Source organism: Ilumatobacteraceae bacterium, assembly GCA_033344875.1.
GTDB lineage: Bacteria > Actinomycetota > Acidimicrobiia > Acidimicrobiales > Ilumatobacteraceae > Ilumatobacter.
Genome location: JAWPMO010000001.1, coordinates 422927 through 449592, shown reverse-complemented (window position 1 = coordinate 449592; position 26666 = coordinate 422927). Strand labels below are relative to the sequence as shown.

At 69.4% G+C, this 26666-nt stretch carries 29 protein-coding genes; 13 read left to right on the top strand and 16 right to left on the bottom strand.

Translation table 11 applies throughout. The features are described from left to right. Positions 1 to 37: 37 nt before the first annotated feature. Both R8G01_02130 and R8G01_02125 read left to right on the top strand, forming a co-directional pair. Entirely contained in the window at positions 38 to 1231 is a 1194-nt protein-coding gene (locus tag R8G01_02130; GenBank protein ID MDW3212765.1) for a DUF58 domain-containing protein, read from the top strand. Next, the gene (locus R8G01_02125; protein ID MDW3212764.1) at positions 1228 to 3537 is read left to right on the top strand and encodes a DUF3488 and transglutaminase-like domain-containing protein; all 2310 of its coding nucleotides are present in this window, start codon (positions 1228 to 1230) and stop codon (positions 3535 to 3537) included. The genes R8G01_02130 and R8G01_02125 overlap by 4 nt, the downstream gene beginning before the upstream one ends. 12 nt (positions 3538 to 3549) lie before the next feature. Here the strand turns inward: R8G01_02125 and R8G01_02120 are convergent, their stop codons facing one another. Together R8G01_02120 and dinB are read right to left on the bottom strand one after the other, a co-directional pair. After that, positions 3550 to 3870, bottom strand: a complete 321-nt coding sequence (locus tag R8G01_02120) for a DUF3040 domain-containing protein (GenBank protein MDW3212763.1) — start codon at positions 3868 to 3870, stop codon at positions 3550 to 3552. A 34-nt stretch (positions 3871 to 3904) separates the two neighbouring features. After that, entirely contained in the window at positions 3905 to 5197 is a 1293-nt protein-coding gene (dinB, locus tag R8G01_02115) for a DNA polymerase IV (GenBank protein MDW3212762.1), read from the bottom strand. A 99-nt stretch (positions 5198 to 5296) separates the two neighbouring features. Between dinB and R8G01_02110 the strand changes: the two genes are divergently transcribed. Next, the gene (locus tag R8G01_02110; GenBank protein ID MDW3212761.1) at positions 5297 to 6085 is read left to right on the top strand and encodes an SDR family oxidoreductase; all 789 of its coding nucleotides are present in this window, start codon (positions 5297 to 5299) and stop codon (positions 6083 to 6085) included. A gap of 12 nt (positions 6086 to 6097) precedes the next feature. Here the strand turns inward: R8G01_02110 and R8G01_02105 are convergent, their stop codons facing one another. Further along, positions 6098 to 6835, bottom strand: a complete 738-nt coding sequence (locus R8G01_02105; protein MDW3212760.1) for a polyprenol monophosphomannose synthase — start codon at positions 6833 to 6835, stop codon at positions 6098 to 6100. Between the two features lie 63 nt (positions 6836 to 6898). Between R8G01_02105 and R8G01_02100 the strand changes: the two genes are divergently transcribed. From R8G01_02100 to R8G01_02080, 5 genes are read left to right on the top strand one after another with little or no spacing between them, the layout of a single operon-like run. Then, positions 6899 to 7180 carry a hypothetical protein gene (locus tag R8G01_02100; GenBank protein MDW3212759.1) on the top strand — a complete coding sequence of 94 codons (282 nt, stop codon included), beginning with the start codon at positions 6899 to 6901 and terminating at the stop codon, positions 7178 to 7180. Next, positions 7167 to 7973: an inositol monophosphatase family protein gene (locus R8G01_02095; GenBank protein ID MDW3212758.1), complete on the top strand. Its 807-nt coding sequence runs from the start codon at positions 7167 to 7169 to the stop codon at positions 7971 to 7973. Before R8G01_02100 ends, R8G01_02095 begins: the two co-directional genes overlap by 14 nt. Before the next feature lie 49 nt (positions 7974 to 8022). Further along, the gene (locus tag R8G01_02090; protein MDW3212757.1) at positions 8023 to 8703 is read left to right on the top strand and encodes a response regulator transcription factor; all 681 of its coding nucleotides are present in this window, start codon (positions 8023 to 8025) and stop codon (positions 8701 to 8703) included. Then, complete coding sequence (locus R8G01_02085) at positions 8700 to 10169, top strand: HAMP domain-containing sensor histidine kinase (protein MDW3212756.1); 1470 nt, start codon at positions 8700 to 8702, stop codon at positions 10167 to 10169. Before R8G01_02090 ends, R8G01_02085 begins: the two co-directional genes overlap by 4 nt. Continuing rightward, positions 10166 to 10756, top strand: coding sequence for a GerMN domain-containing protein (locus R8G01_02080; protein ID MDW3212755.1), 591 nt, complete (start codon positions 10166 to 10168; stop codon positions 10754 to 10756). The genes R8G01_02085 and R8G01_02080 overlap by 4 nt, the downstream gene beginning before the upstream one ends. Positions 10757 to 10773: 17 nt before the next feature. On the opposite strand, the gene R8G01_02075 is transcribed toward R8G01_02080, so the two are convergent. Further along, a complete protein-coding gene (locus tag R8G01_02075; GenBank protein ID MDW3212754.1) occupies positions 10774 to 11808 on the bottom strand; it encodes a 6-phosphofructokinase in 1035 nt (344 codons plus the stop codon). 246 nt (positions 11809 to 12054) lie between these two features. Here R8G01_02075 and R8G01_02070 point away from each other — a divergent pair, with 246 nt between their 5' ends. The 3 genes from R8G01_02070 (at position 12055) to glpK (ending at position 15282) form a co-directional block, all read left to right on the top strand. Continuing rightward, the gene (locus R8G01_02070) at positions 12055 to 13272 is read left to right on the top strand and encodes an IS110 family transposase (protein MDW3212753.1); all 1218 of its coding nucleotides are present in this window, start codon (positions 12055 to 12057) and stop codon (positions 13270 to 13272) included. Between the two features lie 113 nt (positions 13273 to 13385). After that, positions 13386 to 13760, top strand: a complete 375-nt coding sequence (locus R8G01_02065) for a hypothetical protein (protein MDW3212752.1) — start codon at positions 13386 to 13388, stop codon at positions 13758 to 13760. Positions 13761 to 13782: 22 nt separating this feature from the next. Next, entirely contained in the window at positions 13783 to 15282 is a 1500-nt protein-coding gene (glpK, locus tag R8G01_02060; GenBank protein MDW3212751.1) for a glycerol kinase GlpK, read from the top strand. A gap of 25 nt (positions 15283 to 15307) precedes the next feature. Here glpK and R8G01_02055 read toward each other — a convergent pair whose 3' ends face one another. The 3 genes from R8G01_02055 to R8G01_02045 all read right to left on the bottom strand — a co-directional run bounded on the left by R8G01_02055 (position 15308) and on the right by R8G01_02045 (position 17612). Continuing rightward, a complete protein-coding gene (locus R8G01_02055) occupies positions 15308 to 15604 on the bottom strand; it encodes a hypothetical protein (GenBank protein MDW3212750.1) in 297 nt (98 codons plus the stop codon). A gap of 101 nt (positions 15605 to 15705) precedes the next feature. Next, positions 15706 to 16338: a hypothetical protein gene (locus R8G01_02050; protein MDW3212749.1), complete on the bottom strand. Its 633-nt coding sequence runs from the start codon at positions 16336 to 16338 to the stop codon at positions 15706 to 15708. Positions 16339 to 16406: 68 nt separating this feature from the next. After that, entirely contained in the window at positions 16407 to 17612 is a 1206-nt protein-coding gene (locus R8G01_02045; GenBank protein ID MDW3212748.1) for an aminotransferase class I/II-fold pyridoxal phosphate-dependent enzyme, read from the bottom strand. A 37-nt stretch (positions 17613 to 17649) separates the two neighbouring features. Here R8G01_02045 and R8G01_02040 point away from each other — a divergent pair, with 37 nt between their 5' ends. Beyond that, positions 17650 to 18156, top strand: coding sequence for an inorganic diphosphatase (locus tag R8G01_02040; GenBank protein MDW3212747.1), 507 nt, complete (start codon positions 17650 to 17652; stop codon positions 18154 to 18156). Here R8G01_02040 and R8G01_02035 read toward each other — a convergent pair. The 6 genes from R8G01_02035 to R8G01_02010 are packed head-to-tail and all read right to left on the bottom strand — an operon-like array spanning position 18138 to position 22442. Further along, positions 18138 to 19088, bottom strand: a complete 951-nt coding sequence (locus tag R8G01_02035; protein MDW3212746.1) for an ROK family protein — start codon at positions 19086 to 19088, stop codon at positions 18138 to 18140. The two genes, R8G01_02040 and R8G01_02035, sit on opposite strands and share 19 nt — an antisense overlap. Next, positions 19085 to 19519 (bottom strand): SRPBCC family protein, encoded by a 435-nt coding sequence (locus tag R8G01_02030; GenBank protein MDW3212745.1) that lies wholly within the window; start codon positions 19517 to 19519, stop codon positions 19085 to 19087. The genes R8G01_02035 and R8G01_02030 overlap by 4 nt, the downstream gene beginning before the upstream one ends. Next, complete coding sequence (locus tag R8G01_02025; protein MDW3212744.1) at positions 19512 to 20003, bottom strand: hypothetical protein; 492 nt, start codon at positions 20001 to 20003, stop codon at positions 19512 to 19514. The genes R8G01_02030 and R8G01_02025 overlap by 8 nt, the downstream gene beginning before the upstream one ends. A 10-nt stretch (positions 20004 to 20013) precedes the next feature. After that, complete coding sequence (locus tag R8G01_02020; protein ID MDW3212743.1) at positions 20014 to 21144, bottom strand: glycosyltransferase family 4 protein; 1131 nt, start codon at positions 21142 to 21144, stop codon at positions 20014 to 20016. Beyond that, positions 21141 to 22202, bottom strand: a complete 1062-nt coding sequence (queG, locus tag R8G01_02015) for a tRNA epoxyqueuosine(34) reductase QueG (GenBank protein ID MDW3212742.1) — start codon at positions 22200 to 22202, stop codon at positions 21141 to 21143. Before queG ends, R8G01_02020 begins: the two co-directional genes overlap by 4 nt. Positions 22203 to 22223: 21 nt before the next feature. Then, positions 22224 to 22442, bottom strand: coding sequence for a hypothetical protein (locus R8G01_02010; GenBank protein MDW3212741.1), 219 nt, complete (start codon positions 22440 to 22442; stop codon positions 22224 to 22226). Positions 22443 to 22521: 79 nt separating this feature from the next. Here R8G01_02010 and R8G01_02005 point away from each other — a divergent pair, with 79 nt between their 5' ends. Beyond that, positions 22522 to 23745 (top strand): saccharopine dehydrogenase, encoded by a 1224-nt coding sequence (locus R8G01_02005; protein MDW3212740.1) that lies wholly within the window; start codon positions 22522 to 22524, stop codon positions 23743 to 23745. A 10-nt stretch (positions 23746 to 23755) separates the two neighbouring features. Here R8G01_02005 and R8G01_02000 read toward each other — a convergent pair whose 3' ends face one another. Genes R8G01_02000 through R8G01_01990 form a run of 3 tightly spaced genes read right to left on the bottom strand, consistent with a single transcriptional unit; the run spans position 23756 to position 26578 of the window. Continuing rightward, positions 23756 to 24190, bottom strand: a complete 435-nt coding sequence (locus R8G01_02000) for a hypothetical protein (GenBank protein MDW3212739.1) — start codon at positions 24188 to 24190, stop codon at positions 23756 to 23758. A 10-nt stretch (positions 24191 to 24200) separates the two neighbouring features. Beyond that, positions 24201 to 25301 carry a hypothetical protein gene (locus R8G01_01995; protein MDW3212738.1) on the bottom strand — a complete coding sequence of 367 codons (1101 nt, stop codon included), beginning with the start codon at positions 25299 to 25301 and terminating at the stop codon, positions 24201 to 24203. A gap of 26 nt (positions 25302 to 25327) precedes the next feature. Further along, a complete protein-coding gene (locus R8G01_01990; GenBank protein MDW3212737.1) occupies positions 25328 to 26578 on the bottom strand; it encodes a YncE family protein in 1251 nt (416 codons plus the stop codon). Positions 26579 to 26666 lie beyond the last annotated feature (88 nt).

Here is a 26666-nt window from a genome sequence, read left to right as displayed (position 1 = left end):
CCGGGAAGCTCCGAGCCGACGGGAGGGTTCTCGACTGATGCCGACCCGCCAGGGGTGGACCATTGCGATGGGCGCAATCGCCGCGCTGGTCATCGGCCGCGTGTTCGGCATCATCGAGTTGTTCGTCATCGGTGCCGGGCTCGGGCTCACGGTCATCGTCGCGGTGCTGATCGTCCGGCTCCATCAGCCCGAGCTCGCGATCACCCGATGGGCCCACCCCTCGGTGCTGACCGTCGGCGACACCGGCCGCGTCGACCTCCTGATCGAGAACCGGGCCGGCCTCAGGTCACCGCGCGTCGACCTGACCGAACCGGTCGGCACCAGCAACACCGCCCACATGACGGTCGCGCCGCTCCGCTCGGGTGACCAGGTCACCGCCGGCTACCGAGTGCCGGCCAGCCGACGTGGCGTGCTCGAGGTCGGGCCGGCGGTGCTCGAGCGACGCGACCTGCTCGGGCTGGCGACGTTCGACCGGATCGCCGTCGGGGCCACCGAGTTGACCGTCGCCCCGCAGACGTTCGAGCTACCGATGCCGGCGCTCGGCCACGGCGTGCTCGGTCGGCACCTGCTCGCGCTGTCGCAGCGGGTCGGACCCGGCGAGTTCCACAGCCTCCGCGACTACGTGGTCGGCGACGAACCCCGTTCGATCCACTGGAAGGCGTCGGCCCGATCCGAGGAGCTCAAGGTCCGACAGCACGAAGCCCAGGGCGTGCGCCGTTGCATCATCGTGCTCGACCGCGACGGCGACGCGTACCCGGCACCGGTCAACGATGCCGACGCCGACGTCTTCGAGCGGGCGATCACGATCGCCGGCAGCCTGGCGATCAGTGCCGACCGGGTGGGTCTCACGACGAGGTTCGTCACCGGCGGTGGCATCGACCTCCGTGGCCCCGAGGTGGCAGCGCACACGTTGCAGCTGCTCGCTCCGATCGAGATCGGACCGGCGCTCGGCGAACTCGAACGCGACCCGGGAGAGGGTCTCGGTCTCGTCATCGTGGTCACGTCGTCACCGGCGACCGACGCCTGGCGCCGCACCGCGCGACTGGTCGACCCCACCCTCACCCGGATCGGCGTGTTCACCGCCGGACGGCTCCCCGGCCAGCGCGGCGGACGGCTCACCGTCGACGCGTCGACGCTCGTCCGGTTCCGCGACGAATGGGCCCGTCTCGCCGGCACCAGCACCTTGCACCGGATCACCCACGACGAGCCGCTCGACGAGGTGCCGGCATGACCGCGGCGAACGAACATCGCGCTTCGATCGACCGCGACCTCGCCGCGACCGCGGCGATCACGCTCTACTCCCTCGCCGTCGCCGTCGGTTTCGCCCGGGTCTTCTCCGGCTGGGAGTTCATGGTCGAGCTCGGACTGCTCGTCGTGCTCGGCCACGGTGTGTCGTTCGTGATGCGACGGGCCCGCGTGCCCGGCTGGCTGGCGATCCCCGTGATGATCCTGCTGCTGCTCTGGGTGCTGCTCGCGCTCCGCTACGGCGGGTCGCTCGACTTCGGCCTGCCCGGCGAGGCGGCACGCGCCCGCATCGATCTCGACATCGACCTGGTCAGAGAACAGTTCCAGACCGCCATCGCCCCGGTGGGCTACGACGTCGGGTGGGCGACGCTCGCCGGGTTCGCCATCGTCATCACCGTCGTGATGGCCGACTCGTTCGCATTCCGCGCCGAGGCCCGAGGCGAGGCCCTCGTGCCGGGCGGTGTGCTGTTCGTGTTCATCGCCGCCCTCGGTAGTCCTCGCCTCCGGATCGTCGCGACTGCGCTCCTGATCGCGGCAGGGATCATCGCGGTCGCGGCGCTGCGCTCGATGCACGACCGCTCGCGCCGGATCGAACTCACCAGCCGGCGGGCCCCGTCGCTCGCCGTGCCGGCCGCGGTCGCCTCCGCTGCCGCGATCGCGCTCCTCGCCGGCGTCGTCGGTCCGCGCATCCCCGGCGCCCAGGCAGAGCCGCTCTACGAGACGCGGGGGCGTGGCGGCGGCGACACGACCCTCATCAGCCCGCTCGTCGACATCCGTTCACGGCTCACCAACCGCGACAACGTCGAACTGTTCCGGGTGAACGCCGATGCCGCGTCGTACTGGCGTGTGACCACGCTGCCCGAGTTTGACGGCCGGCGGTTCCGGTTGCCACGGCGCAGCCTCGAACGCGTCGACGGCAGCTTCGGATCGGGCGACGGCGAGCGGATCCGCCAGCAGATCCAGGTGCTGTCGCTGGGGGGCCAGCTGGTGCCCGCCGCACCCGATCCGTTCCAGGCCAGCGGGTTCTCCGGCGGGTCCGAGCTGAGCCTCAACCTGAACCGTGACACCAGCACGCTGCTGGCCCCAGACGACATGCAGGCCGGCGATCTGTTCACCGTCGTGTCATCCTCGCCGGTCCTCGACAAGGACCTGCTGCGCTCCACGTCGGTCAACAATCCTCCCGACCCCATCTTCACCGAACTGCCGGACGACCTACCCGAGATCGTCGAGGAACTCGCTCGCGCCGTCACCGCCGACGCCCAGACACCGTACGACCAGGCGTTCGCACTGCAGCAGTGGTTCCGCTCCCAGTTCGAGTACAGCCTCGAGGTGCAGGCCGGTCACGGTTCGAATGCGATCGAGAGCTTCCTGCAGCAGCGCGTCGGCTACTGCGAACAGTTCTCCGCCACGTTCGCAGCCATGGCCCGAACCCTCGGGATCCCGTCCCGTGTCGCCGTCGGGTTCACGCCGGGCGTGATCAACGACGAGGGCTGGTACAGCGTGCTCGGCAAGAACGCCCACGCGTGGCCCGAGCTGTGGTTCGACGGCATCGGTTGGGTGCTGTTCGAGCCGACACCGGGTCGCGGCGCCCCCGGCGCCGAGAGCTACACCGACGTCGGTCCCGATCAGGACACGTCGGGACAGGGCACCGGCGGCGACGACGAGGTCGGCACGGGCGATCCCCTGCCCACCACGCCCTCGACGGTCGTCGCACCACCGACGACGGTCGGTGACGGCACCACAGCGACCACCCTGCCACCGCTCGACGGTGAGATCCCACGGTTGCCCGACGGTGGCGGCACGTTCGGCGGCGAGGTCACCGACGGAGCGGGATCAGCGGCCGACGACGGCATCGCGGTCCCCTGGACGACGTTGTTGATCCTCACCGCGCTCGGCCTCGCGCTCGCGATGCCGGCGATCGCTCGTCGGTGGAACCGTCGCGCCACCCGTTCGCTCGCGCCGGCCCAGCGGGTCAGTGCCGCGTGGTTCCGGGCGCAGCAGGCCGCTCAACTGGCCGGCGTCGGTGGATCACCGGCGTGGACCGCACGCGAGTGGGCCGAAGCGACGGCGACGTACCTCCCGGTGGCCGCACGCCCGATGGCGTCGCTGGCAGCAATCGTCGATCAGGTCGGGTACGCCCCGCCGGGCTCGATCGATCTGGAGCACCCGGGCGCATACGGGTCGACGCTGCGACACGACTGCGAACTGTGGTCGAACCAGGTCGACCGCATCGCCGGTGACACCATGACGTTCCCGCAGCGCGTCAAGCACTACTTCGTCGACTGGCGCTGAACGCTCGACGGGTCAGTCGGAGGGGCGCTGGCGGCCGGCACCGGCGAGCCAGGCGTTGATCGGCAGGTTGCCGAGCTTCTCGCGACCGACCACCCGGACCTCGGCTTCGAGCTTGACCGCCATGACCAGCACGGCGACGAAGCCGATGAAGGCGAGCCAGAAGCTGATCGCCAGCCCGGCGACCGTCAGCACCAACCCGGCGGCGAGGCCCGCGGCGAGCATGACGAGCCGTCGACGGGACACCCGATAGCCGCGCTCGGAGAAGGTCGGGTCGGATTCGAGCTCCTGCTCGATCTGACGGAGAATCCGTTGTTCGTCTTCAGACAGCGGCATGCACCAGAAATCATCGCACGTCCGGCGCCGTTCCTCAACGCGCTCGACGGTTTTCCTCCGGGTTCCCCGATTTCGAGGGTTGCTGATCGGGCCCCCATTGCTGCGCACCTTTGCGCACGACACGGATTCCTCGACCGCTGATCGAGCTGGCCGGGCCGATCGCGGTCGAGCCGAACCGGTCGCGGATCTCGTCGATCGTGCCGGCGGTCCTGCTGGGTTCCGGGGCGTCGTCGAGGAGGCTCATCTGCTGGGACGGCGGCGCGAAGTTGCTCGCCGACACCCCGAGCAGCCGGACGCCCGGCGACAGGTCGAGCGCCCGGAGCAACGGTTTCAGGGCGGCGACGATCTCGGGGCCGGTGTCGACCGACGAGTCGAGCGTGAGCGATCTCGTCACCGTTCGGAACCCGGCGAACCGGACCTTCAACGTGAGGGTTCTCGCCCCGGAGCCGTGCCGACGGAGCCGGCCCGACACGGCGTCGGACAGGCGGACGAGTTCACGCTCGAGGTCCTCGACGCCGTGGATGTCGTGCGGATAGGTCTCTTCGTGGCCGATCGACTTCGGGTCGCGGTCGACCTCGACGGGGCGCTCGTCGAACCCGTTCGACAGTGCGAGCAGGTGCGTTCCGCTCGCTCGGCCGAGCGCGTTGACCACCGTTCGTTCGTCGAGCCGCGCGAGGTCACCGACGGTTCTGATACCCAGCCGCTCGAGCTTCTCCAGGGTCACGGGGCCGACGCCCCAGAGCCGTTTGACCGGCAGCGGGTGCAGGAAGTCGAGTTCGGCGCCAGGTCTGACCTCGACGACTCCCCTGCCCGGATCGATGCGGTCGGGCAGGGCTCGCGGCTTGGCCTCGACCGATGCGAGCTTGGCGAGAAACTTGTTCGGTGCGACACCGACCGAGCATCCGAGGTCGAGTTCGTTGCGGACGTCGGCCCGGATCCGCTGGGCGATCTGCACCCCCTCGCCGAACAGTCGGGTGGCGCCGCTGACGTCGAGGAACGCCTCGTCGAGCGACAGCGGTTCGATCAGCGGCGTGTAGCGCCCGAAGATCTCGTGCACCTGCCTGCTGACCTCGGAGTACAGCTCGTGGTTGCCGGGCAGGAACACCGCGTGCGGGCAACGCCGCCGGGCGACGGCCGACGGCAACGCCGAGTGCACGTCGTAGCGGCGGGCCTCGTACGACGCCGCGGCGACGACGCCCCGGTTGCCGGTGCCGCCCACGACGACCGGCTGCCCCACGAGGTCGGGCCGCTCGCGCAGCTCCACCGACACGAAGAACGCATCCATGTCGACGTGCAGGATCGTCCTGGTGCGCCCGTCTGTCGTCACGGCCTCCACCGTACGCCGTCGTCCACGACGCTCCGTGGCGGTCGCGCCTGCCCGTCCTTCGGCACCGTGTCACCGACCGGACGATGCCACGATGGCCGGATGCAACTCGACGGGAAGTACGTGGTGGTCACCGGTGGCGCGAGCGGGATCGGCAAGGCGATGTGCGAGCGGTTCCACGCCGAGGGAGCGGCCGGGATCATGGTCGTCGACCGGAACGCCGCTGCCGCCGCAACCGTCGCCGCGTCGGTCGGCGGGATCGCCCACGCCTGCGACCTGGGCGTCGCCGACGAGGTCACGGCGATGGTGCGAGCGGCAGAGGCCCAGTTCGGTCGCATCGACGTGCTGTGCAACAACGCCGGGATCGCGAACGACGAGGACTTCCTCGAGGGGCCGATCGACCCGTGGGACCTCCAGTGGCGGGTCAACGTCATGGCCCACGTGCACGCGGTGCGCGCCGCGCTCCCGGCGATGCTCGAGCGCGGCGAGGGCTACATCCAGCACACGGCGTCGATGGCCGGCATCCTGACCACCCACGGCGCGGCGACGTACGCATCGACCAAACACGCCGTCGTCGGGCTCGCCGAGTGGTTGTCGATCACGTATCACGACCGCGGCGTGCAGTTCTTCCTCCTCGCGCCGCTCGGCGTCGACACGCCGATGCTCGACACCTCGTCGGACTTCGCCAAGAACGCCGCCGGGCCCCTCAAGACCGCCGACGAGGTTGCGGGCTACGTGGTCGACGCGTTCGACGAGGAGCGGTTCCTGATCCTGACCGACCCGATCGCCCAGGAGTGGATGCACCGCAAGGACGAGGATCTCGAAAGATGGCTGGGTGGGATGCGACGGCTTCAGCGCAAGATCGGCGGCGGCGGCGACCCGTCGGGCTGAGCGCTCGGTCGGTCAGCCGCCCTGGCGGCGACGCTCGCGACGGCCGCGCAGGTCGCCGAGCCACAGCCGCATCACCAGACCGAGCGCCTCGCCGATGATCCCCTTGTCGAGCTTCGACTCCCCCGCCACCCGCTCGCTGAACGTGATCGGGAACTCGACGATCCGGCCACCTGCGCCGACGAGGCGGTGGGTCATCTCCACCTGGAAGCCGTAGCCGTCGGCGGTCACCGTTTCGAAGTCCATCGCACGGAGAGCCTCTGCCGAGTACGCCCGGAATCCGGAGGTGGTGTCGTTGACCGCCAACCCGAGGACGCCGGCCGCGTATCGGTTTCCCCAGCGCGACAGCGCCCGCCGCTGCCACGGCCAATCGATCGTCAGCCCTCCGGGTACGTAGCGGCTCCCGATCGCGAGGTCGGCACCGTGTTCGACATTGGCGACGAGTGCCGGCAGCACCGCCGGATCGTGCGACAGGTCGGCGTCGAGCTGCACGCAGACGTCGGCACCGGTGGCCAGCGCCGTCCGGAATCCGGCTCGGTACGCGGCGCCCAACCCGCCCTTGCCCGGTTGGTCGACGACCTCGATCCGACCGAGCTCGAGCGCCAGTGTCCGCGCCGCCGCCGCGGTCCCGTCGGGGCTGCCGTCGTCGACGATCAGCACGTCGGCATCGGGCAGGGCCGCGCGCAGGCGACGACACAGCGGGTCGATGTTGTCGACCTCGTTGTACGTCGGAACGACGACCACCACGTGCACGGCGCCGACTCTATGGCCTGGATGACCTGCCCGGCCGCGACGCCCCGCTCGTAGGCTGGGAACGTGTCCGACCAACGCCCACTCTCGGCGATCCCACCCGTCGCCGCCCGCGTCATCGCCTTCGTCGTGATCCTCCTCGGCGGTCTCGCCGGCGGCCTGATCGGGTACGCGCTGGTCGATCTCCAGTGCGACGGCGACTGCGGCGTGGCCAAGGGCATCGGCCTCCTGATCGGCGCCGTCGTGTGCGCCGGCGGCATGGCGATCGTCGGCGTGCTCGCACTGCGAGCCATGGGCGAATGGCGCGAGTTCTCCGATCGCGAACAGGCCGGCCATGCGCCACGCTGACGCCGACGAACTCATCGAACTCCGGGCGCTGTGCGCCGAACTCGCACGAGGCGCCGGCGACATCGCCCTCGCGGGTCGTGACCGTCGGATCGGTGCGGCGCAACTGCCGGGGACCACCAAGTCGTCGACGACCGACATCGCCACCGAGTTCGACCGAGCCGCCGAAGCGTTCGTCGTCGAGCGGATCCGCGAGGCGCGTCCCGACGACGCGATCGTCGGCGAGGAAGGCACCGCCGACCCGGGCACCAGCGGGTACTCCTGGTTCATCGACCCGATCGACGGCACGACCAACTACGTCTACGACCAACCGGCATGGTCCAACTCGGTCGCCGTGGCGCTCGACGGCGAGATGATCGCCGGTGCCGTGTTCGTGCCGCCCCTCGACGAACTGTTCAGCGCAGCACTCGGCCACGGGGCGACCCTCAACGGTCGGTCGATCGGGGCGAGCACCGAGACCGACCTCTCGCTCGCCCTCGTCGGCACCGGGTTCGGTTACCAGCCAGAGCAGCGTCGACAGCAGGCCGAACGCTTGGCGACCCTCATCGCGCAGGTCCGCGACATGCGGCGCCTGGGCTCCGCCGCCTTCGACCTGTGCATGGTCGCGTGCGGCCGCCTCGACGTCTACTACGAGCTCCAACTGAACTCGTGGGATGCCGCCGCCGGTGAGCTGATCGCCCGCGAAGCCGGCGCGATCACGAGCGACTTCTCGGGTGGCCCTGCACGACACGACGAGATGCTGGTCGCCGCGCCGGGTGTGCATCGAGCGTTCTTGAACGCTTTGCAAACGTCCTGACCAGCGCATTGATCGCACTTCGCGGTCCGGATGCGGCATCATGGGGGGCGTGGGTACCCGCATCCTGGCCGTGGAAGACGACGAGCGCATCCGCTCCGCGGTGAAACTCGCCCTCGAAGACGAGGGTTGGACGGTCGACGAGGCCGGGAGCGGCGAGCAGGCGATCGGTCTGTTCAACGCTGCCACGCCCGACGTCGTGTTGATCGACATCATGCTGCCGGGCATCGACGGCTTCGAGCTGTGCCGCACGATCCGCCGGACCAGCGACGTGCCGGTCGTGATGGTCACGGCCCGCAACGACACCCACGACATCGTCGCCGGCCTCGAAGCCGGTGCCGACGACTACCTGACCAAGCCGTTCGCCGCCAAAGAACTCTCGGCCCGTATCCGGGCGCTGCTGCGCCGGATCCGTCCGACCTCCCCCAGCCACGAACGACTCGTGTTCGGCGATCTCGAACTGATCCCCGAAGAAGGCAAGGTGCTGCGCGGCGGCGAAGAGGTGCATCTCACCAAGACCGAGTTCCGCCTGCTGTGCGAACTCGCCGAGAATCCCGGCAAGGTCTTCAGTCGAGAGGCGCTGCTCGACAAGGTGTGGGGCTACGACTACTTCGGTGACGGCCGGCTCGTCGACGTCCACGTGCGGCGACTCCGCACCAAGGTCGAGGCGGACGCGGCCAACCCGCGTCACGTCGTCACCGTGCGTGGCCTGGGCTACCGGCTCCAGACGTGACCAGCACGACCGCAGATATCCCGGCGGTCGTTCCCGACACCCGCACGTTCCGCGATCCGCTGCCGCGCCGCAAGTGGGGGTTGCGTCGACGCATCCTGCTGATCTTCACGCTGGGTGCTCTCATGCTCTCGATGGTCCTCGCCTTCGTGACGTACGGCCTCGCCCGGTCGAGCGTCGTCCAGCAGCAGGACGAAGCGGCACGCGAGGTCGCGCGCCGCAACGCCACCAACGCGGCCGAGCTGCTCCGCTCCAACCCCGACACCGCCCAGGCGACGATCGACCGACTCGTCGACGGGTTCGGGGTCGAGCGCCCGCTCGTGCTGTACAACGGCGCGTGGACCCCCGGTCGCACGTCGTTCGACGAGACCCAGCTCCCCGACGAGTTCCGTGACCGGGTCGTCACCGACGGCGTGCCCTCTCGGATGATCGTCGAGATCGACGGCGGGCTGTACCTGGCCGTCGGATACCGCCTCCCTCCGTCGTCGGCCTACTTCGAGTACTTCAGTCTCGAAGACGTCAACGCGACGCTGCAGTCGGTACGGCTGTCGCTGATCCTCGGCACGATCATCACCACCGCGCTCGGGGTGGTCGCCGGGTCGTTCGCCGCCCGGCGTGCGGTCAGACCCGTCGGCGTCGCCGCGCAAGCCGCCAAGGCGATCGCCGGCGGCCGGCTCGACACCCGGCTCGAACTGACCGAAGATCCCGACCTGAGCGTGCTCGCGAACTCGTTCAACGACATGGCGACCGCGCTCGAGAACCGGATCGACCGCGACGCCAGATTCGCGTCCGACGTCAGCCACGAGCTGAGGTCGCCGTTGATGACGCTGTCGGCGTCGGTCGAGGTCATGGACGCCCGACGCGACGAGATGCCCGAGCGGGCACAGGCGGCGCTCGACCTGCTCAAGAGCGACGTGGTGCGCTTCCAGGGCCTCGTCGAGGATCTCCTCGAGATCAGCCGCTTCGACGCCGGCGCCGTCCGCCTCCACCTCGAGGAGTTGCTGGTCGCCGAGTTCGTGCGCCAGGCGGTGCGGATCAGCAGCGTGCCCGACGCGCCGGTCGACGTGTCCGAGCGGGCCGAGATGGTCTTGATCAACGGCGACCGACGGCGCCTCGCCCGGGTGATCGCCAACCTGATCGACAACACCCGCGTGCACGGCGACGGCAAGCCGGAGGTCTCGATCCGGCTCGTCGACGCCGACGACCAGCCGGTCACCAAGGTCCGCATCGCGGTCGAGGACCACGGCGCCGGCGTGCCCGAGTCCGAGCGGGCCCTCGTCTTCGAACGGTTCGCCCGCGGCGGCGTCGCCGGCCGTCGGGCCGGCAACGACGGGGCCGGTCTCGGCCTCTCGCTGGTCGACGAACACGTCCGGATGCACGGCGGCAAGGTGTGGGTCGAGGATCGCCTCGACGGAGAGCCGGGGGCACGCTTCGTGATCGAACTCGATGCCGAGGAGCTCGACGAATGAGCCGCCGGATCATCGCCCTGCTCGCGTCGGCGCTCGCCATCGCCGGCTGTGGTCTCAGCCCCGACGCCGCGCCCCGCGACCTGCCGGCCGACGAGCGCACGCTGGTGCCCGCCCAGGCGGCCACCGGGAGCCAGGCCGAGGGCCCCGACCGGATCTACCTCGGAGCTCCCGGCGAGGAGCGCCTGTTGCGTTCGGTGCCCCGCGACGCCGTGTCACGCCAGGACCTCATCGAGATCTTGTTCGCCGGCCCCAACGAAGACGAACTCGACCAGCAGTACACCACCTTCCTGCCGGCCAACCTCGAACTGCTCGACACGTTCAAGCAGGGCACGATCCTGTTCCTCGACGTCAGCGACGAACTGACCGAACTCACCGGCCAGCCGCTCTCGCGGGCGCTCGCGCAGATCGTCTACACCGCGGCCGAACTCGACGGCGTCGAACGCGTGCAGATCACCGTCGACGGCAATCCGGTCTCGTGGCCACGTCCAGTCGGCGGCAACACGGCCAGCACGCTCAGCATCTACGACTACCCGAACTTCGCACAGTCGTCGCAACCGGCGTTCCCGGGCCTGCCGTCGGGCGCCTGATCAGCAGGGCCCGCGACTCAGGCGAAGAAGATCTGGGCGACGTCTTCGAACAGCGAGATGTCGACGGGCCGAGTTCGGCCGACGACCTCGGACAGCGGTGTATCGGTGATGCGGTCGGCCTGCAGGGCCACCATGTTGCCCCAAGCCTGACGATGGACGGCGTCGATCGCGGCGACACCGAACCGGGTGGACAGCACTCGGTCGTATGCGGTCGGGGTGCCGCCGCGTTGGACGTGACCGAGCAGCACGGGGCGGGTCTCGAACCCGGTCCGCTCGCCGATCTCCTGGGCGACCATCTGACCGATGCCGCCGAGCCGAATGTGACCGAACCGATCGATCTCGCCCTCGGCCATCTCGAGCGTGCCGGCCCGCGGCGTTGCGCCTTCGGCGACGACGACGATCGACGCGAACCGACCGCGCTGGTGCCGACGGGTGATGCGGTCGCAGACCTCTTCGATGTCGAACGGCCGCTCGGGGATCAAGACGACGGTCGCGCCGCCGGCGATCCCGGCGTGCGTCGCGATCCAGCCGGAGTGACGACCCATCACCTCGACCACCATGACGCGGTCATGGGACTCGGCGGTGGTGTGCAGCCGGTCGATCGCATCGGTCGCGATCTGTACGGCGGTGTTGAACCCGAAGGTCGCCTCGGTGCCCTCGATGTCGTTGTCGATCGTCTTGGGGACACCGATGATCGGCAGACCACGCTCGGTGTGGAGTTTGCAGGCGACGCTGAGCGACCCGTTGCCGCCGACCACGATCAGCGCATCGATGCCCATGTCGGACATCGTCGCTTCGACGAGGTCGACGCCGTTGGCGTGATCGAACGGGCTCCCCCGGCGGGTGCCGAGCACGGTGCCACCACGCGGCAGCATGCCGCGCATCGACTCGACCGTGAGCGGCATCGTGCGCCGCTCCATCACGCCGTCCCAGGCGTCGCAGAACCCGACGATCTCGTCGCCGAACACTCGCTCGCCCTTCCGAACGATGGCGCGCAGCACCGCATTGAGGCCCGGGCAGTCGCCCCCACCGGTCAGCACTCCGACACGCACAGGTTTCGATCCTAATGGGGATCGATCGTCCGAAGCCGTGTGATCGGTCAGGATGGTTCCGAGCCGCCGGTCGGTCAGCACTTTTGGAGCCAGAGCCTCGAGCTCTACGCCTAGATCGTGCGCCGGTCGGTTGGTGAGGTCGACTCGTGATGGCTGGTGGGATGACGTGCTGCGAGCACTGAACCATTAGGGAGCTGCTGGTCGCCTCGGGCTCGAACGATAACCGATTGAACAAGGAGGTGACCGATGAGGCAGGTGTTCGTCGGCCTGGACTGGGCTGAGGACCATCACGACGTGTTCGTCGAGGACGACAACGGCCAACGGCTCGGCGGCGGCCGGCTGCCCGAAGGTGTGGAGGGTGTCGCCCGGTTCCACGAGTTGGTGGCCGGTCGCGTCGACGACCCGGCCGATGTGATCGTCGCGACCGAAACCGACAGGGGGTTGTTCATCGGCGCCCTGGTGGCTGCCGGGTACACGGTGCTGGCGGTGAATCCGATGTCGACGTCGCGCTATCGCGAACGGCACTCGACGTCGGGCGCCAAGTCCGACCCCGGTGACGCCAAGGTGCTCGCCGACCTGGCCCGCACCGACGCTCACAATCACCGGCCGGTGGCCGGCGACAGCGAACTGGCCGAAGCCGTCAAAGTGCTCGCCCGGGCGCATCAGACGATGATCTGGAGCCGGCAACGCCACACCAACCAGCTGCGTTCCACGTTGCGCGAGTTCTACCCGGCAGCTCTGGAAGCATTCGATGAACTGGCCGGACGCGATGCTCTCGCGGTGTTGACGATCGCGCCGACCCCGATGACCGGCAAGCTGCTGTCACGCTCGAAGATCGCCGCTGCTTTGCGTCGCGGTGGTCGGCAACGGCGCATCGACGAACGCAGCGTCGAGATCCAGACCGCGCTCCGCACTGAGCAGCTCGAAGCACCCGCTCTGGTCACTGACGCGATGGGCGCCAGCGTTGCCGCTCTCGTGGCGGTGATCGTCGAGATGCAGATCCAGGTCGACCGCCTCGAGGCCGAGCTGGCCGACCGTTTTGAACAACACCCGGACGCCAAGGTCATCCGTTCCCTGCCAGGATTGGGGATGACGCTCGGCGCCCGGGTGCTCGCCGAGTTCGGGGACGACCCGAACCGCTATGCAGACGCCAAGTCTCGCAAGAACTACTCCGGCATGTCACCCATCACCCGCGCCTCGGGCAAACATCACGTCGTGCTCGCCCGCTACGCCCGCAACCGGCGCCTCGCCGACGCTTGCTACCAGTGGGCCTTCGCAACACTCACCGCCAGCCCCGGAGCCCGCTTGTTCTACGACGCCCGCCGAGCCGCCGGCGACACCCACCACCGAGCACTACGCGCCCTCGCCAACCGCCTCGTCGGCATTCTCCACGGCTGCCTCCGCCACCACACCATCTACGACGAACACACCGCCTGGGCCCACCGGCTCAACCTCGCCGCTTGACACCTACCGCCCGTGGGATGTCTAGGCGGCCGACCTCCGACCGCAAACGCTTTCAACGGCTCCGTCCGGGGAACGCACCGTCACTTCATCGAGCGGACGCAGAGATGGTAGGAATGGGCGTGGCCTGGGATGCGAACCGACCCGTTCCGTGGCAGCGACTCGTTCGCGAGTGGTTGCTGTACGTCGGCATCATGGCCGTCCTCTTCGTGCTGTTCTTCCGCGACGGCGGGCTGGTCGGCATCATCGGCGGTCTGCTGGCGTCGGGCCCGCTCTATCTGGCGTTCGGCTACGTACTCGCCAAGCTCGGCTACCAGCGCAAGTCACTCAAGGAACTCCGCGCCGAACCGCGTCCACCACGACGCGACCGCAACGACGCCGATGCCGCCGGCAGCACCGCTCCGGTGGCGCGAGCGCGGCCGGCTCCGACGAAGCGCACGGGCGGTGGCGGGTCGGGTCGCCCCGGCGGTGGCGGACGCAAGCGTCGCTGAGGTCCTCGGGTACGGTGTGGCCGTGAGCAGCGAGTTCTCCTCAGACACCTGTGTCATCGCGATCGACGCCGGGACCACCGGCGTGCGGAGTCGGGCCGTCTTCGTCGACGAACGCGACACCGTGGCCTCGTACCGCGAGTTCGAGCAGCACTACCCGGAGCCCGGCTGGGTCGAGCACGACGCGACCGAGATCTGGCAGGCGGTCGTCGCCACCCTGAACGACGTGATCGAGCAGGTCGGTCGCGAGCACGTCGCCGCGATCGGCATCACCAACCAGCGCGAGACCGTCCTGGCCTGGGACCGCACGACCGGCGAACCGTACGGCACGGCGATCGTGTGGCAAGACCGACGCACAGCGGCCCGATGTGACGAGCTCGAAGCCGCCGGTCACCTCGATCTCGTCCGACGCACGACCGGGCTCGTGCTCGACCCGTACTTCAGCGGCACGAAGTTCGAGTGGCTCCTGCGCGAACGCGAGATCCCGACCGGGCCCGACCTGGCCCTCGGCACGATCGACACCTGGCTGATCTGGAACCTGACCGGCGGCGACGCCTTCGTCACCGACGTGACCAACGCCAGCCGCACCATGCTGTTCGACATCGGCGTGCGGGAGTGGAGCCCGGAGATGTGCGACCTGCTCGGGGTGCCGCTCGAGGCCCTCCCCGAGGTCCGACCGTCGAGCGGACGGTTCGGTGTCACCTCCGATCGATGCGGTGCACCGGCCGGCATCCCGGTGAGCGGTGTCGCCGGCGACCAGCAGGCGGCCCTGTTCGGTCAGGCCTGCTTCGAACCCGGCATGGCGAAGAACACGTACGGCACCGGCAGCTTCGTCCTCCTCAACGTCGGCGACTCGTGTCCGCCGCCGACCGAGGGCATGTTGACCACCATCGCGTGGGAACTCGCCGACGGCACGGTCGCGTACGCACTCGAAGGGGCGATCTTCGTCACCGGCGCCGCGATCCAGTGGCTGCGCGACGGCCTCGACGTCATCGACGACGCCGCGGAGACCGGCCCGCTCGCCGAGAGCGTGCCCGACTCGGGCGGCGTCGTGATCGTGCCCGCATTCACCGGGCTGGGCTCACCGTGGTGGGACCCGTACGCGCGCGGCACGATCGTCGGGATCACCCGTGGCACCACCCGCGCCCATCTCGTGCGAGCCGTCGTCGAGTCGATGACGTACCAGACCCGCGACGTGGTCGACGCGATGACCGCTGCGAGCGGTACGCCGCTCGCCGAACTGCGCGTCGACGGCGGGGCATCGGTCATGGACTTCATGCTGCAGATGCAGTCCGACCAGCTCGGTGTGACCGTGCGCCGCCCGTCCGACCAGGAGACGACCGCGCTGGGCGCGGCCTACCTCGCCGGCCTCGCCGAAGGTGTGTGGCCGAATCTGGAGGCGATCCAAGACGCGTGGCAACTCGACGCCACGTTCGAGCCCGAGCCCGACCGCACGTTCACCGACCTGGCGTACGCCCAGTGGCTCCGAGCCGTCGAACGCAGTCGCGGCTGGGTCGAGCACTGAGCGTCGCGAGCTCCCTGCGGGCCGATCAGTGGTTGCCGCGACAGGCCTGACCGGGACTCGGCACCACGCCCTTCAGCCCCTGACTCACGTACTGTCCGTAGCTCTGCGCGCCGCGGATCGCGATGGCGTCGTCGTCGAAGCCCGGCGGGTTGCCCTCGACCGCATCGTCGATGTCGCGACCCGAGTACGAACACTCGGATCGCCCGTTGACCCCGCCCGGCACCGGCTCGCCCTTGCCGTTGTATTCGCCTGCGGACACGGCTCCGCCGAATCCGATCGTGATCGTGGCCGCGAGCGCGGCACAGATGGTGGCCTTCTTCATCTCAAACCCCCGTATGAGTGTGTGGTCGTGCGGCAACGCCGCATCTCGCAACGTACTCCTGCGCGAGTGCTGTGGCAATGGGTCGTTTCGCTCCGGCGCGGTCAGCGAACCGGGACACCGATCATCAACGAATCCGCGACCCGGGCGAACAGGTCGAGGCGAACCCGTTCGCGATCGTGGACCGTTCGCCCCTCGCGTCCGGCCGCGACCCACATGCGCGACCGCGGCAGATCGCTCCAGAACATGTCGCTCGACGTGGCGTGCGGGTCGCCGAGGTGGCTGCTGCCGGCCAGGAGCGATGTGACCCACTCGGCCGTCGGCACGTCGTCGCCGCGGGAGGCGACCACCTCACCGTCGTGCGCCACCATCATCCACGTCGGCTCGGTGAGCCGGCCGACGCCGTCGAGGAAACGCTCCACCCGGTCTTCGGGATCGCTCTCGGCCAGCTCGGCCGCAGCCGACAGCGACAGGACGCTGGCGTCGACGTGGCCGTCGCTCGTCTCGCGGACGTGTTCGACCGACACGCCGTCGATCGCATGCACCTCGTTCATCATCAGATCGACGAGCGATGCGTCGGGCAGCGCGACGACGAGTTCGTCGATGACGCGGCCCCCGCCGACCTCGAGGATCTCGATCGCGAGGACGTCACCCCGGACGGAGCCGATGCGGCTGGCGACCTGCCCGAGGGCACCGGGGCGGTCGGGCAGCCAGACGCGGACGACGACGGTGTGCACGGGATCGAGCGTAGACATGGCGTGTGACGGGAGCGTGACGAGCCGGTGACGGCTTGGGAGAACTCGCCTCAGCCCAGCTTGGTCAGCCCGCGGCGCAGGTTGCGGACGGCCTGCTGGATGCGCTGCTCGTTCTCGATCAGCGCGAATCGGGCGTAGCCCTCACCACCGGGGCCGAAACCGACACCCGGCGACAGCGCGACGTCGCATTCGTTGACGACCATCGAGCAGAACTCGACCGAGTCCATCTCGGCGTACGCCTCGGGGATCGGCGCCCACACGAACATGGTGCCGCCCGGCTTCGGGACGTCCCACCCGATCCGGCCGAGGCCGTCGATCAGCGCGTCGCAGCGACTCTCGTAGGTGGCGCAGATCTCCTTGGGGTAGTCGGCCGCCTCGTTGAGCGTCACGGTCGATGCGATCTGGACCGGCTGGAACATGCCGTAGTCGAGATAGCTCTTGAGCTTGACGAGCGCCTGGACGACCTCGGCGTTGCCGAGCAGGAAGGCGCTCCGCCACCCCGCCATCGAGAAGCTCTTGGTCATCGAGTACAGCTCGACCGCCACGTCTTTGGCACCCTCGGCCTGGAGGATGCTGGGCGGCTGGACGCCGTCGAAGCCCACATCGGCGTAGGCGAAGTCGTGCACGACGATCATGTCGCGCTCGCGACAGAAATCGACCACCCGCTGCATGAACGGCAGGTCGACGCAGGCACCGGTCGGGTTGTGCGGGAACGAGATGACGAGCACCCGGGGCTTCGGCCAGCCGACGTCGTACGCCGTGTGCAGGCTCTCGAAGAAATTCTCGGTGAAGTCGTCGCGTTCGTCGGGATGCGTCAGGCCGCGGATCGGCACCTGGCGCAGGTCGGCACCGGCGAACAGCGGGCCGTACATGTGGATCGGGTAGCTCGGCGTCGGCACGATCGCGGCGTCGCCGCGGTCGAGGAGCACCCACATCAGGTGGCTGAAGCCCTCCTTCGAGCCGATCGTGTTGGTGATCTCGAGCTCGGGATCGATGTCGACGTCCCACGTGTTCTTGTAGTAGTTCGCCATCGCCTCGCGCAGCTTCGGCAGGCCGCGGCTGATCGAGTAGCGGTGGTTCCTCGGGTTGCGTGCCGCTTCGGCGAGCTTTTCGACCGCGATGTCGGGTGACGGGATGTCGGGGTTGCCGAACCCGAGGTCGATCACATCGTTACCGGCCCGGCGTGCCTCGATCTTCAGACTGTTGATGATCGTGAAGACGTACGGGGGCAAGTTCTCGATGCGCCGAAACTCCATACTGCGCACGCTACCCGGGGTGTGGAATGATGCCGCGATGGGTAAGGAACCGTCCCCAGATTGCATCTTCGTGGTGATCGAGATCCCGCGCGGGAGTCGGAACAAGTACGAGATCGACCACCACGACGGGCGGGTGTACCTCGATCGTCGGCTGTTCACCGCCACCACGTACCCGGCCGACTACGGGTTTCTTCCCGACACGTTGGCGGGCGACGGCGACCCGCTCGACGCCCTCGTGCTGCTCGAGGACCCGGTGTATCCCGGCGTGTGGGTCGAGGCTCGCCCCGTCGGCGTGCTCTACATGACCGACGAGGCCGGCGAGGACGCCAAGCTGATCTGCGTGCCGCCCAAGGAGCCTCGCTGGGCCAACGTCAACGACATCGACGACCTCACGCCGCAGCTGCGAGCTGAGATCCGCCACTTCTTCGAGGTCTACAAGGCGCTCGAACCGAACAAGTACGCATCGGCCGAAGGCATGGCCGGACGCGATGCCGCCTGGGAAGAGATCAAGCAGGCGAGGGCGAACTACGTCGCCGACTCGTGAACCGAGTACAGCAGACCGGCGCCCACGGCGCCGGCTCGCTCGTTCCAGCGGGCGAACGCGACCTCGGGCATCGGCCGCAGCTCGGGCTGGTAGATCAACTCGCGGAACCACTTGCGGATCGGGTCGAGGTACAGGTCGGCGCCGGCGGCGAGGCCGCCACCGAGCACGAACCGTTCGGGGTCGAGCACGTTGGTGAGGTTGACGAGGCCGAGCGCGACCCACCGACCGAAGTCGTCGATCACCGCGAGGGCGTCGGCGTCACCCTCGCGGGCTGCCTGCTGCACCATCTCGCCCCGCACGGCCTCGGGGTCGCCATCGGCGATCTCGAGCACGCGGCTGACCCGGCGGCCGATCGCCGCTTCGCGCGCCAGGCGGGCGAGACCGGAGCCGGAGGCATAGCGCTCCCAGCAGCCTCGGCGGCCGCACGGGCACGGTGGTCCGTCGGGGTCGACGACCATGTGGCCGAACTCACCGGCGAATCCGTGGTTGCCGCGCTGGAGTCTGCCGCCGGCGACGAGTCCGCCGCCGATGCCGGTGCCCAACGTGACGAGCACCATGTCGGTCGCACCCTCGCCCGCGCCGTACATCCATTCGGACACCGCGGCGCAGGTGGCGTCGTTGTCGACGAACACGTGGTGACCGACCCGCTCGCCGAGCAAGCCGGCGACGTCGAAGTCGGCGACACCGTCGAGGTTGGGAGCGGCGCGTAGGACACCCTGGTGGGTCACGAGGCCCGGCACGCCGACGCCGAGCTGGTCGTACGGGCCGAGGGCGCCGGCGAGTTCGGCCAACGTGTCGATCAGTTTGGGGAGGCTCCCGCCGCCGCGGGGTGTCGGCCGCCGGTCTTCCGCGATGATCTCGCCGTTGCCGTCGAGGGCGACGCCGAGGCACTTGGTGCCGCCGACATCGATGCCGACGGTCCGACCGTTCACGCCTCGGCGAACGCTTTGAGCTCTTTGATCGCGTTGAGGATCCGGCGCTCGGCCCGACGCTTGACGAAGCCGGGCAACGGCACGACGAGTTCGATCGCGAGGTCGTACTGCACCTCGGTGCCGCCGTCGTCGGTCGGCGTGAACCGGTAGGCGCCTTCGATCGAGCGTTGGATGTCGCCTTTGACCATGGTCCACGCGAGCGCACCGGGCGCCTGGGAGTAGTCGTATTCGAGGGTGTAGTGGGTGCTCCGTCCGAGTGCCGACGTGCGGAACTCGACCTGGTGTGGCCGACCGTCGTCGTCGCGGCTGGTGATGACGACGTCTTTCACATCGTGCGCCCATTCGGGGTATCGCTCGAGATCGGTGGCGATCTCCCACACCTGCTCGTGGGGCGCCGCAATGGTGATCTTCTCGGTCGCGGTCTCAGCCATGGTCTGCATTCTGCCTGATTTCTTTCTGCGAAGGGGGGAGGTTCGTGCGCGTGGCGAAGTTGCCGTGCGACGCGGCCCACAGACCGTTGAGGCCGAAGCCGAGCATGGGCACCAGGAATCCGACCGCGAGCGACGAACCGGGGTTGCCGTCGGGTCCGTCGGGACGTGCCAGCGTGGTCGAGATCGCCACGGCGACCTGGACGAGCAGTGTGAGGTTCATCGTGCGGCGCACGGGTGCCGGGATCGCGTCGCCCATCAGCAGATAGAGCTGGGTGACCGAGATCTCGTCGGTCCGGCTCCGCTGGACGGCGTTCCAGTACGACCAGATGAACGCGAACACACCGATCGCGAACAGCACCATCGCCGTGACGGCACCGACCCATTGGCTCGGTGTGGAGAACACGGCCGCCGCGTACGCAGCGGTGGCGGTGAAGATCGCGGTCAGGACCAGGTTCGCCCGGATGATCGCGTCGTTGATCTCCACGTGCCCCAGGTTACGGGTTCACACCCAGAGCTGCGCCCAGCCGGGCCGACAACACGTCGTACGAGAAGTGTTCGACCGCACGTTCGCGGGCGACGGCGCCCATCCGACGGCGGAGCGCGTCGTCGGCCAGCAGTCGGGTGAACGCATCGACGGTGTCGTCGACCGCCCGGTCTCCACCGGGGTCGTCGACGATGATGCCGGTGTGGTCGTGCTCGACCGCCTCGGCCGCTCCCCCGCTGTTGCCGGCGACCTGTGGCACGCCGCACGCGGCTGCCTCGACGAACACGATGCCGAACCCCTCCTGTTCGAGCCCGCCCCACCGGTTGCGGCAGAGCATCGTGAAGATGTCGGCGCAGCCGAACACGAGTGGGAGGTCGTCGTGGGCGACGCGGCCGAGGAACGTGACCGGTGCCTCGAGCTCCTCGGCGAGTTGCTGCAATCGGGATTCGTCGCGACCGGTGCCGGCGATCGCGAGCACGAGGTCGGGGTGCGTGCTGCGCATGCGGGCGGCGGCCCGGATCGCGGTGTCGAACCCCTTGCGCGGCACGAGTCGGGACACGCCGGCGATGATCTGGGCGTCGATCGGCAGGCCGAGATGGCGGCGAGCGTCGGCACGTTGCGACTCGGTGAGCACGCGGAACCGCTCGACGTCGACGCCGGGCGGGACGACGGTGGCCGGGAGATCGCGGCCGGCGGCGAGGTTGGCCTCGTCGAGCGAGTACCGACCGGCAGCGATGACATGGCGGGCGTTGCGCAGCACGTGACCGAGCGCCTGTTTGGCACCGGGCAGACGTCCGGGCACGGTGACCTCGGCGCCGTGGAGCACCACGTCGTAGGGCAGGTCGAGCGACGGACCGATCAGCCCCAGCGGGACGGCCGGGTCGAGCACGATCAGCTCGGCGCCGAAGTCGGCCGCGAGTTCGTCGACCCGCTTGACCATCAGCGGATGCGGCAGCAGCAAGGGCTCGCGGACACGTTCGATGCGGTAGGCCTGCTCGGCGTCGAACTCGGCCGCACCGGCGTACGGGCTGGTGAGCACCGCGAACTGTTCGGGCGGCAGTCGACGCCACCACTCCCACAGCAGGTTCTGGATGCCGCCGATCTTGGGTGGGTAGTCGTTGGTGACGAGCAGGTGTTTCACACGGCCGCCCGGGCCGAGAGCTGGGTCGTGGCCCACTCGGCGTGCTCGCGCAGCATCTCGTCGTCGGAGCCGCGGTACCGGGCGAGGGTTCGCTGCGTGCGCCGGTCGTCGGGGTCGCCGACGTTGCCGAGCACGACCAGGGCGTTGCGTCGCCACCAGACCGGGTTGCGTTCGGCCAGGTACCAGCGGCCGTAGCGGTCGATCAGTTCGTCGTCGGTGGCGTCGAGCAGGTCGAGCACGTCGACCCACGCCTGCACCGGCTCGCCGGCCGAGGCGGTGAGGTCGACGCGGTGCTTCTCGCCGAGGCGGACCGACGGCGGACAGACCTCCTGGCAGTCGTCGCAGCCGTACAGGCGGTCGCCGAGCGCTTCGCGGAACTCGATCGGGAACGTGCCGGGCCGCTGGGCGAGCCACGCGAGGCACTTGTTCGCGTCGACGACGCCCGGGGCGACGATCGCCCCGGTCGGGCACCCGTCGAGGCAGCGACGGCAGGTGCCGCATCCGTCGGCGACCGGCTCGCTCACCGGATACTCGGCGGTGGTGATGACCGAGCCGAGCACGAAGAAGCTGCCGGCGCCCGGAATCAGGATGTTGGCGTTCTTGCCGAACCAGCCGAGCCCGCCGAGGTAGGCGACCTCGCGGTCGACGACCGAGTTGTCGTCGGCGAACGCGACGGCCCGGTGGTCGGCCCGGCGGATCCGGGTGACGATCGCTCGCAGTCCTGTCCGGAGCGGCGCGTAGTGGTCGACCCACGCGTAGCGACCGACTCGGGCCTGCGCGCCGGCCGGACGGTCGGGTTCGTCGACCGCTCGGTACGGCCGGGCGGCGACGATGATGCTGCGGGCGTGCTCGACCGCCCGTCGCGGTTCGGTGGACCGCTCCGGGTTCCGGTAGGTGAACCCCATGTCGGCGTGGAGCCCGGCGTCTTTCCGGTCGAGCAGGGCGGCCCGGGCCCGCTCGAGCACGTCGGCAGGAGCGACACCGAGATGCGCGATGCCGTGTTCGGCTGCGATCTCGGTGATCTCCTCCCACGTCGGGAGCGGTTGGGGCCGGCGCACCCACCCCAGGCTACGGGCCGATCAGCCGGCCTCTTGGAACTTCAGATCGGGGATCAAACCGGCTCGACTGAACATCCGCACCACGCGGGCCTGTTCGAGGTCGAGGATCAACGGCTCGTGCTCGGCCGGGGTCGTGTCTCCCATGACGAAGGTGACGACGCAGTCGTCACATGCCGACGTGCACTGCATCGAGCAGTCGTCGCAGGAGATCGTGAGGCGCTGCTCGTTCATCTCGTTCATGCGTCCCATGGTGCACGAGGGGTGTTACACACTTTCCGGGCGCGGCGCATCTCGGTCCGATCCCGTGACACACTCGGGTATGCCCGATCGCCAGTACGACCTCGTCATCTTCGGTGCGACCAGCTTCGTCGGGCAGATCCTGACCCGGCATCTCGTCGACCGGATCGGCAACGACGGCGGCGTCCGGTGGGCGATCGCCGGGCGCAGCGCCGAGAAGCTCGGCCACGTCGCGGCCGAGACCGATGCCCTGTGCGACCGGATCGTCGCCGATGCCGCCGATGCCGACGCCATGCGCTCGCTCGCCGAGTCGACCCGGGTGATCGTGTCCACCGTGGGCCCGTACGCCCTGTACGGCTCTCCCCTCGTGGCCGCCGTCGCCGCGGCCGGCACCGACTACTGCGACCTCACCGGCGAGCCGCACTGGATGCGGGCGATGATCGACGCCCACCAGGCCGATGCCGAGGTCAGTGGCGCCCGCATCGTGCACGCCTGCGGGTTCGACTCGATCCCGTCCGACCTGGGTGTGTGGTTCACCCAGCAGCAGGCCCTCGCCGAGTTCGGGGCGCCGTGCACCTCGGTCGCGCTGCGGGTGAAGGCGATGAAGGGCGGCGCCAGCGGCGGCACGATCGCCAGCGGTCTCAACATGATCGAGGAGGCCCGCAACGACCCGGCGCTCCGCAAGATCCTCGGCAATCCGTACGCGTTGGCCCCGGAAGGCATGCGGGAAGGCCCGAAGCAGCCGAACGTGACCGTGCCGCAGCGCGACGAGGCGTCGGGCCAGTGGGCGGCGCCGTTCATCATGGCGGCGACCAACACCAGGGTCGTCCAGCGCACACATGCGCTGTTGGGGCGCCCGTGGGGCGACGGGTTCGAGTACGACGAGGCGATGCTGGTCGGCGGCGGACCGGTCGGCGCGATGAAGGCGGCCGCCGTCACGGGCGGCATGGGTGCGTTCGCCGGCATGGCGGCGTTCGGCCCCGGCCGCAAGCTGCTCGGCATGGTGCTGCCCGAGCCGGGTGAGGGCCCGAGCCCCGAGGCGCAGGAGGCCGGCTTCTTCGACGTCCGGCTGTACGGCACGACGGCCGACGGGCGCACGATCGTCACCAAGGTGACCGGCGACCGCGACCCCGGCTACGGATCGACCGCGAAGATGCTCGCCGAAGCGGCGCTGGCGTTTCTCGATGTTCGTCGCACGACCACACCGGGCGGGTTCTGGACACCGGCGACCGCGTTCGGCGACATGCTGATCGAGCGGCTCGTCGAGCACGCGGGCCTCACCTTCGACGTCGTCGAGACGTCCTGAATCCGGCCGTTCAGGCCTCGCGCCGCAGCGGTTCGATCGCGGTGACGTAGTCGGCGAGTCGTGCCGCTACCTCGATCGCCGCGTCGACGTCGTCGGGGTCGGGCACCTCCCACGTCTCCGAGATCCGCCGCCACCGATCGGCACCGAGGAACGGACCGGCCTCGGGTTCGTCGCCCAGGTCGCGCCGCCAGGTCGCCTCCTCGTCGAGCAGACGGGCGAGCACGACCTCGTTCTGGCCGACCTTCGGGTACTCGACGTGGAAGCCGACCTCGAGCGCTGCCTCACCGTCGAGTCGGATCAGCTGCGCCTCGTAGTGCTCGCGGGTCGCGTCGTCGTACCAGACCTTGATGCCCCGTTGGTGGGCGGTCGCGTGCAGTGCTCCCGGGACGTCGGAGACGAACCCCTCGAACACGTCCTGCACCTGATGGAAGAACGACCGCTCCACCCGCTGCACGCTATTCGCCGAGCCTGATGTCGAACGCCGTCGCAGCGAGCACCCGACCGGCGACCTGGAGTTCCACGCGGTGGGTGCCGGCCCGATAGGTCCGGGTCGATGCCTGCCGGATCAACCGGCGCTTGCCCAACGAGCGACGCTCCCCCGCCCCGAGTTCGACGGTCGTCCACTTGAACACCTTGGGCGACGTCGCGCCCGAGGCGTTGACGTGGTGGATCACGAAGTCGACGACGAGCCGTTGCGGCCCTGCGGACGTCGACCTCAGGTCGGCGGCGAGGGTGATGCGCGCGCCCATCTCGATCGCGGCCGGGGTCACGTCGAACCGTTCGACCTCGACCTCCGGCTCGGTGGTGAAGCCCAACACCGACAGCGCGCCCGGGTCGCCGCGTTTGACCAGCGTGCGGAGGCCGTGAGCGACCATCCGACGGTCGGTCTCGGGCTCCCCCATCCAGTCGGCGACCGTCTCGACGACGAGTTCGGGCCGATCCTTGGCGACGTCGTTGAGGTGGTTGGCGACCGAGCGACGCACCGTCTCCGACGGGTCGTGGCGGAGCCGGTGCAGCAGTGCGAGGCCGGGCCGAGGGTCGTCGACGAGCCGCTGGACCTTCATGCCCCACGGGAGCCGCGGCCGTGTGCCTTCCGACGGGAGTCGGCGGACCCGCTCGTCGGGGTGGTCGGTGAACTCGGCCAGTGTGCGGTACGTCTCGTCGTAGTGGTCGCGCAGGAACGGGCGCACGGCGAACTCGCAGCTCATCCGCTGGGTCACGTGTTCCATCGCGGCGAGCGCTTCGCTCGGACACGCCGGTCCGAACAGCTCGACCACGGTCGCCAGGGGCCAGGCGGCCCATCCTTCGACGTGCGGTTCGGCCCGCGCCACGTCGACCAGCACCGACAGCGACTCGGCCGGGTCACGGTCGCCGAGCGAGCGCCACAGCTCGCGGGCGATCAGCTCGACCCGGGCCTTGAGTTCCAGGCCGTCCAGGTGCGGGGTGGTGCGCTCGCAGAATCCGTCCGCATCGAATCCGCTGTCGGCCGCCGAGAAGCGACGGGCCAAGTCGTCGACGACGCCGGCATCGACGTGGTCCTTGAGTGCGTCGGCCATGGCGCGTGACGGTAGCGGCGGCTCGCCTATTCGTCGGTGAAGACGCGGAGGCTGCCGGCGTAGTTGGCCACCCAGATCTGGCGGGTGTCGGCGTCGTAGGTGATGCCGACGGGGTGCACACCCGAGTACACGGTCTGCAGGATCTCCATGTCGCTCGTGCGGACCTTGCTGACCGTGCCGTCCTGGTAGTTGACGACGTACAGGCTCTCGCCGTCGTCGGACAGCGCCATCGTGCGGGTCTCGGTGCCGGTGCTCGCCGTGCCGACGACGGAGTTCGCCTGGAGGTCGATCTTGCGGACCGAGTTCATCCTGTGGTTCGAGACGTACAGGTACCGGTCGTCGTCGGACAGAACGAGGTGGCGCGGCGTCGAGCCGGCGGCGTCCTCGATCGAGCGGATCACGGTGAGCGACTGGAGCCCGATCACGTCGATGCGGGCCTCGCCCATCACGGTGACGTACGCGACCTCGCTGTCGCTGTCGATCGCGATGCCGCGCGGGTGGCGTCCGACGTCGACGCGGCCGAGCTCGGTGTCGGACGCCGTGTCGATGATCGACACGTCGAAGCCGCACCAGTTGGACACGACGAGCTTGGTGCCGTCGGGCGTCACCTGGAGGAACTTCGGGACGGCGCCCGTCGGCACGATCGCGACGATCTCCAGCGTGGCGACGTCGATCTTGTAGACGTAGCTGTCGTCCCAACTCCCCCGGTCGCAGCTGTCGTCGGCGACCGGGTTGTAGCCACTCCCGAACATCTTGTAGTTCGACACGTAGACGTACCGGCCGTCGGGCGTGAAGGCCGCCTCGACCGGTGATCCCTGCAATTGGGCCGACGAATCGAGCCCGAAGTCGGCGGGGACGACGTCGTCGGGGATCGCGCCGACCTTGGCTCCCGAACGGTCGTAGACCGCGACGTTGTGGCGGTACATCATGTTCTGCGCGAAGAACAGCCCGTCGCCCGACGCGACGATCGACTTCGGTTGCAGGTCGTCGTCCTGCACGGTGAACGCGTCGACCAGAGTGCGTTCGCTCGACGTCTTGCCGTCGTCGGGCGCCAGGGTGACCGGCACGGTGGACGTCGTCGAGGTGGTCGTGGTGGAGCCGATGGCCGGTGCGGCGGTCTCGCCGGGGGCCGTCGACGGCAACGGGCCACCCGGTGGCACGCTCGCCGAAGCGGTCGCCGCGAGGAGTTCTGCGGTCGGGGCCGGGTCGACGATGCGCTTCGACTCGGTGTCACGGGTCGATGCGAGCACGACGAGCCCGAGGGCCAAGGCTGCCAAAGGCCCGAGGACGACGAGTCGGCGATCGATGGGCGCGATCGTAGTGCGGCTACCCGGGGCTACTGCGGTGCGGGCGGTTCGGGCGGCG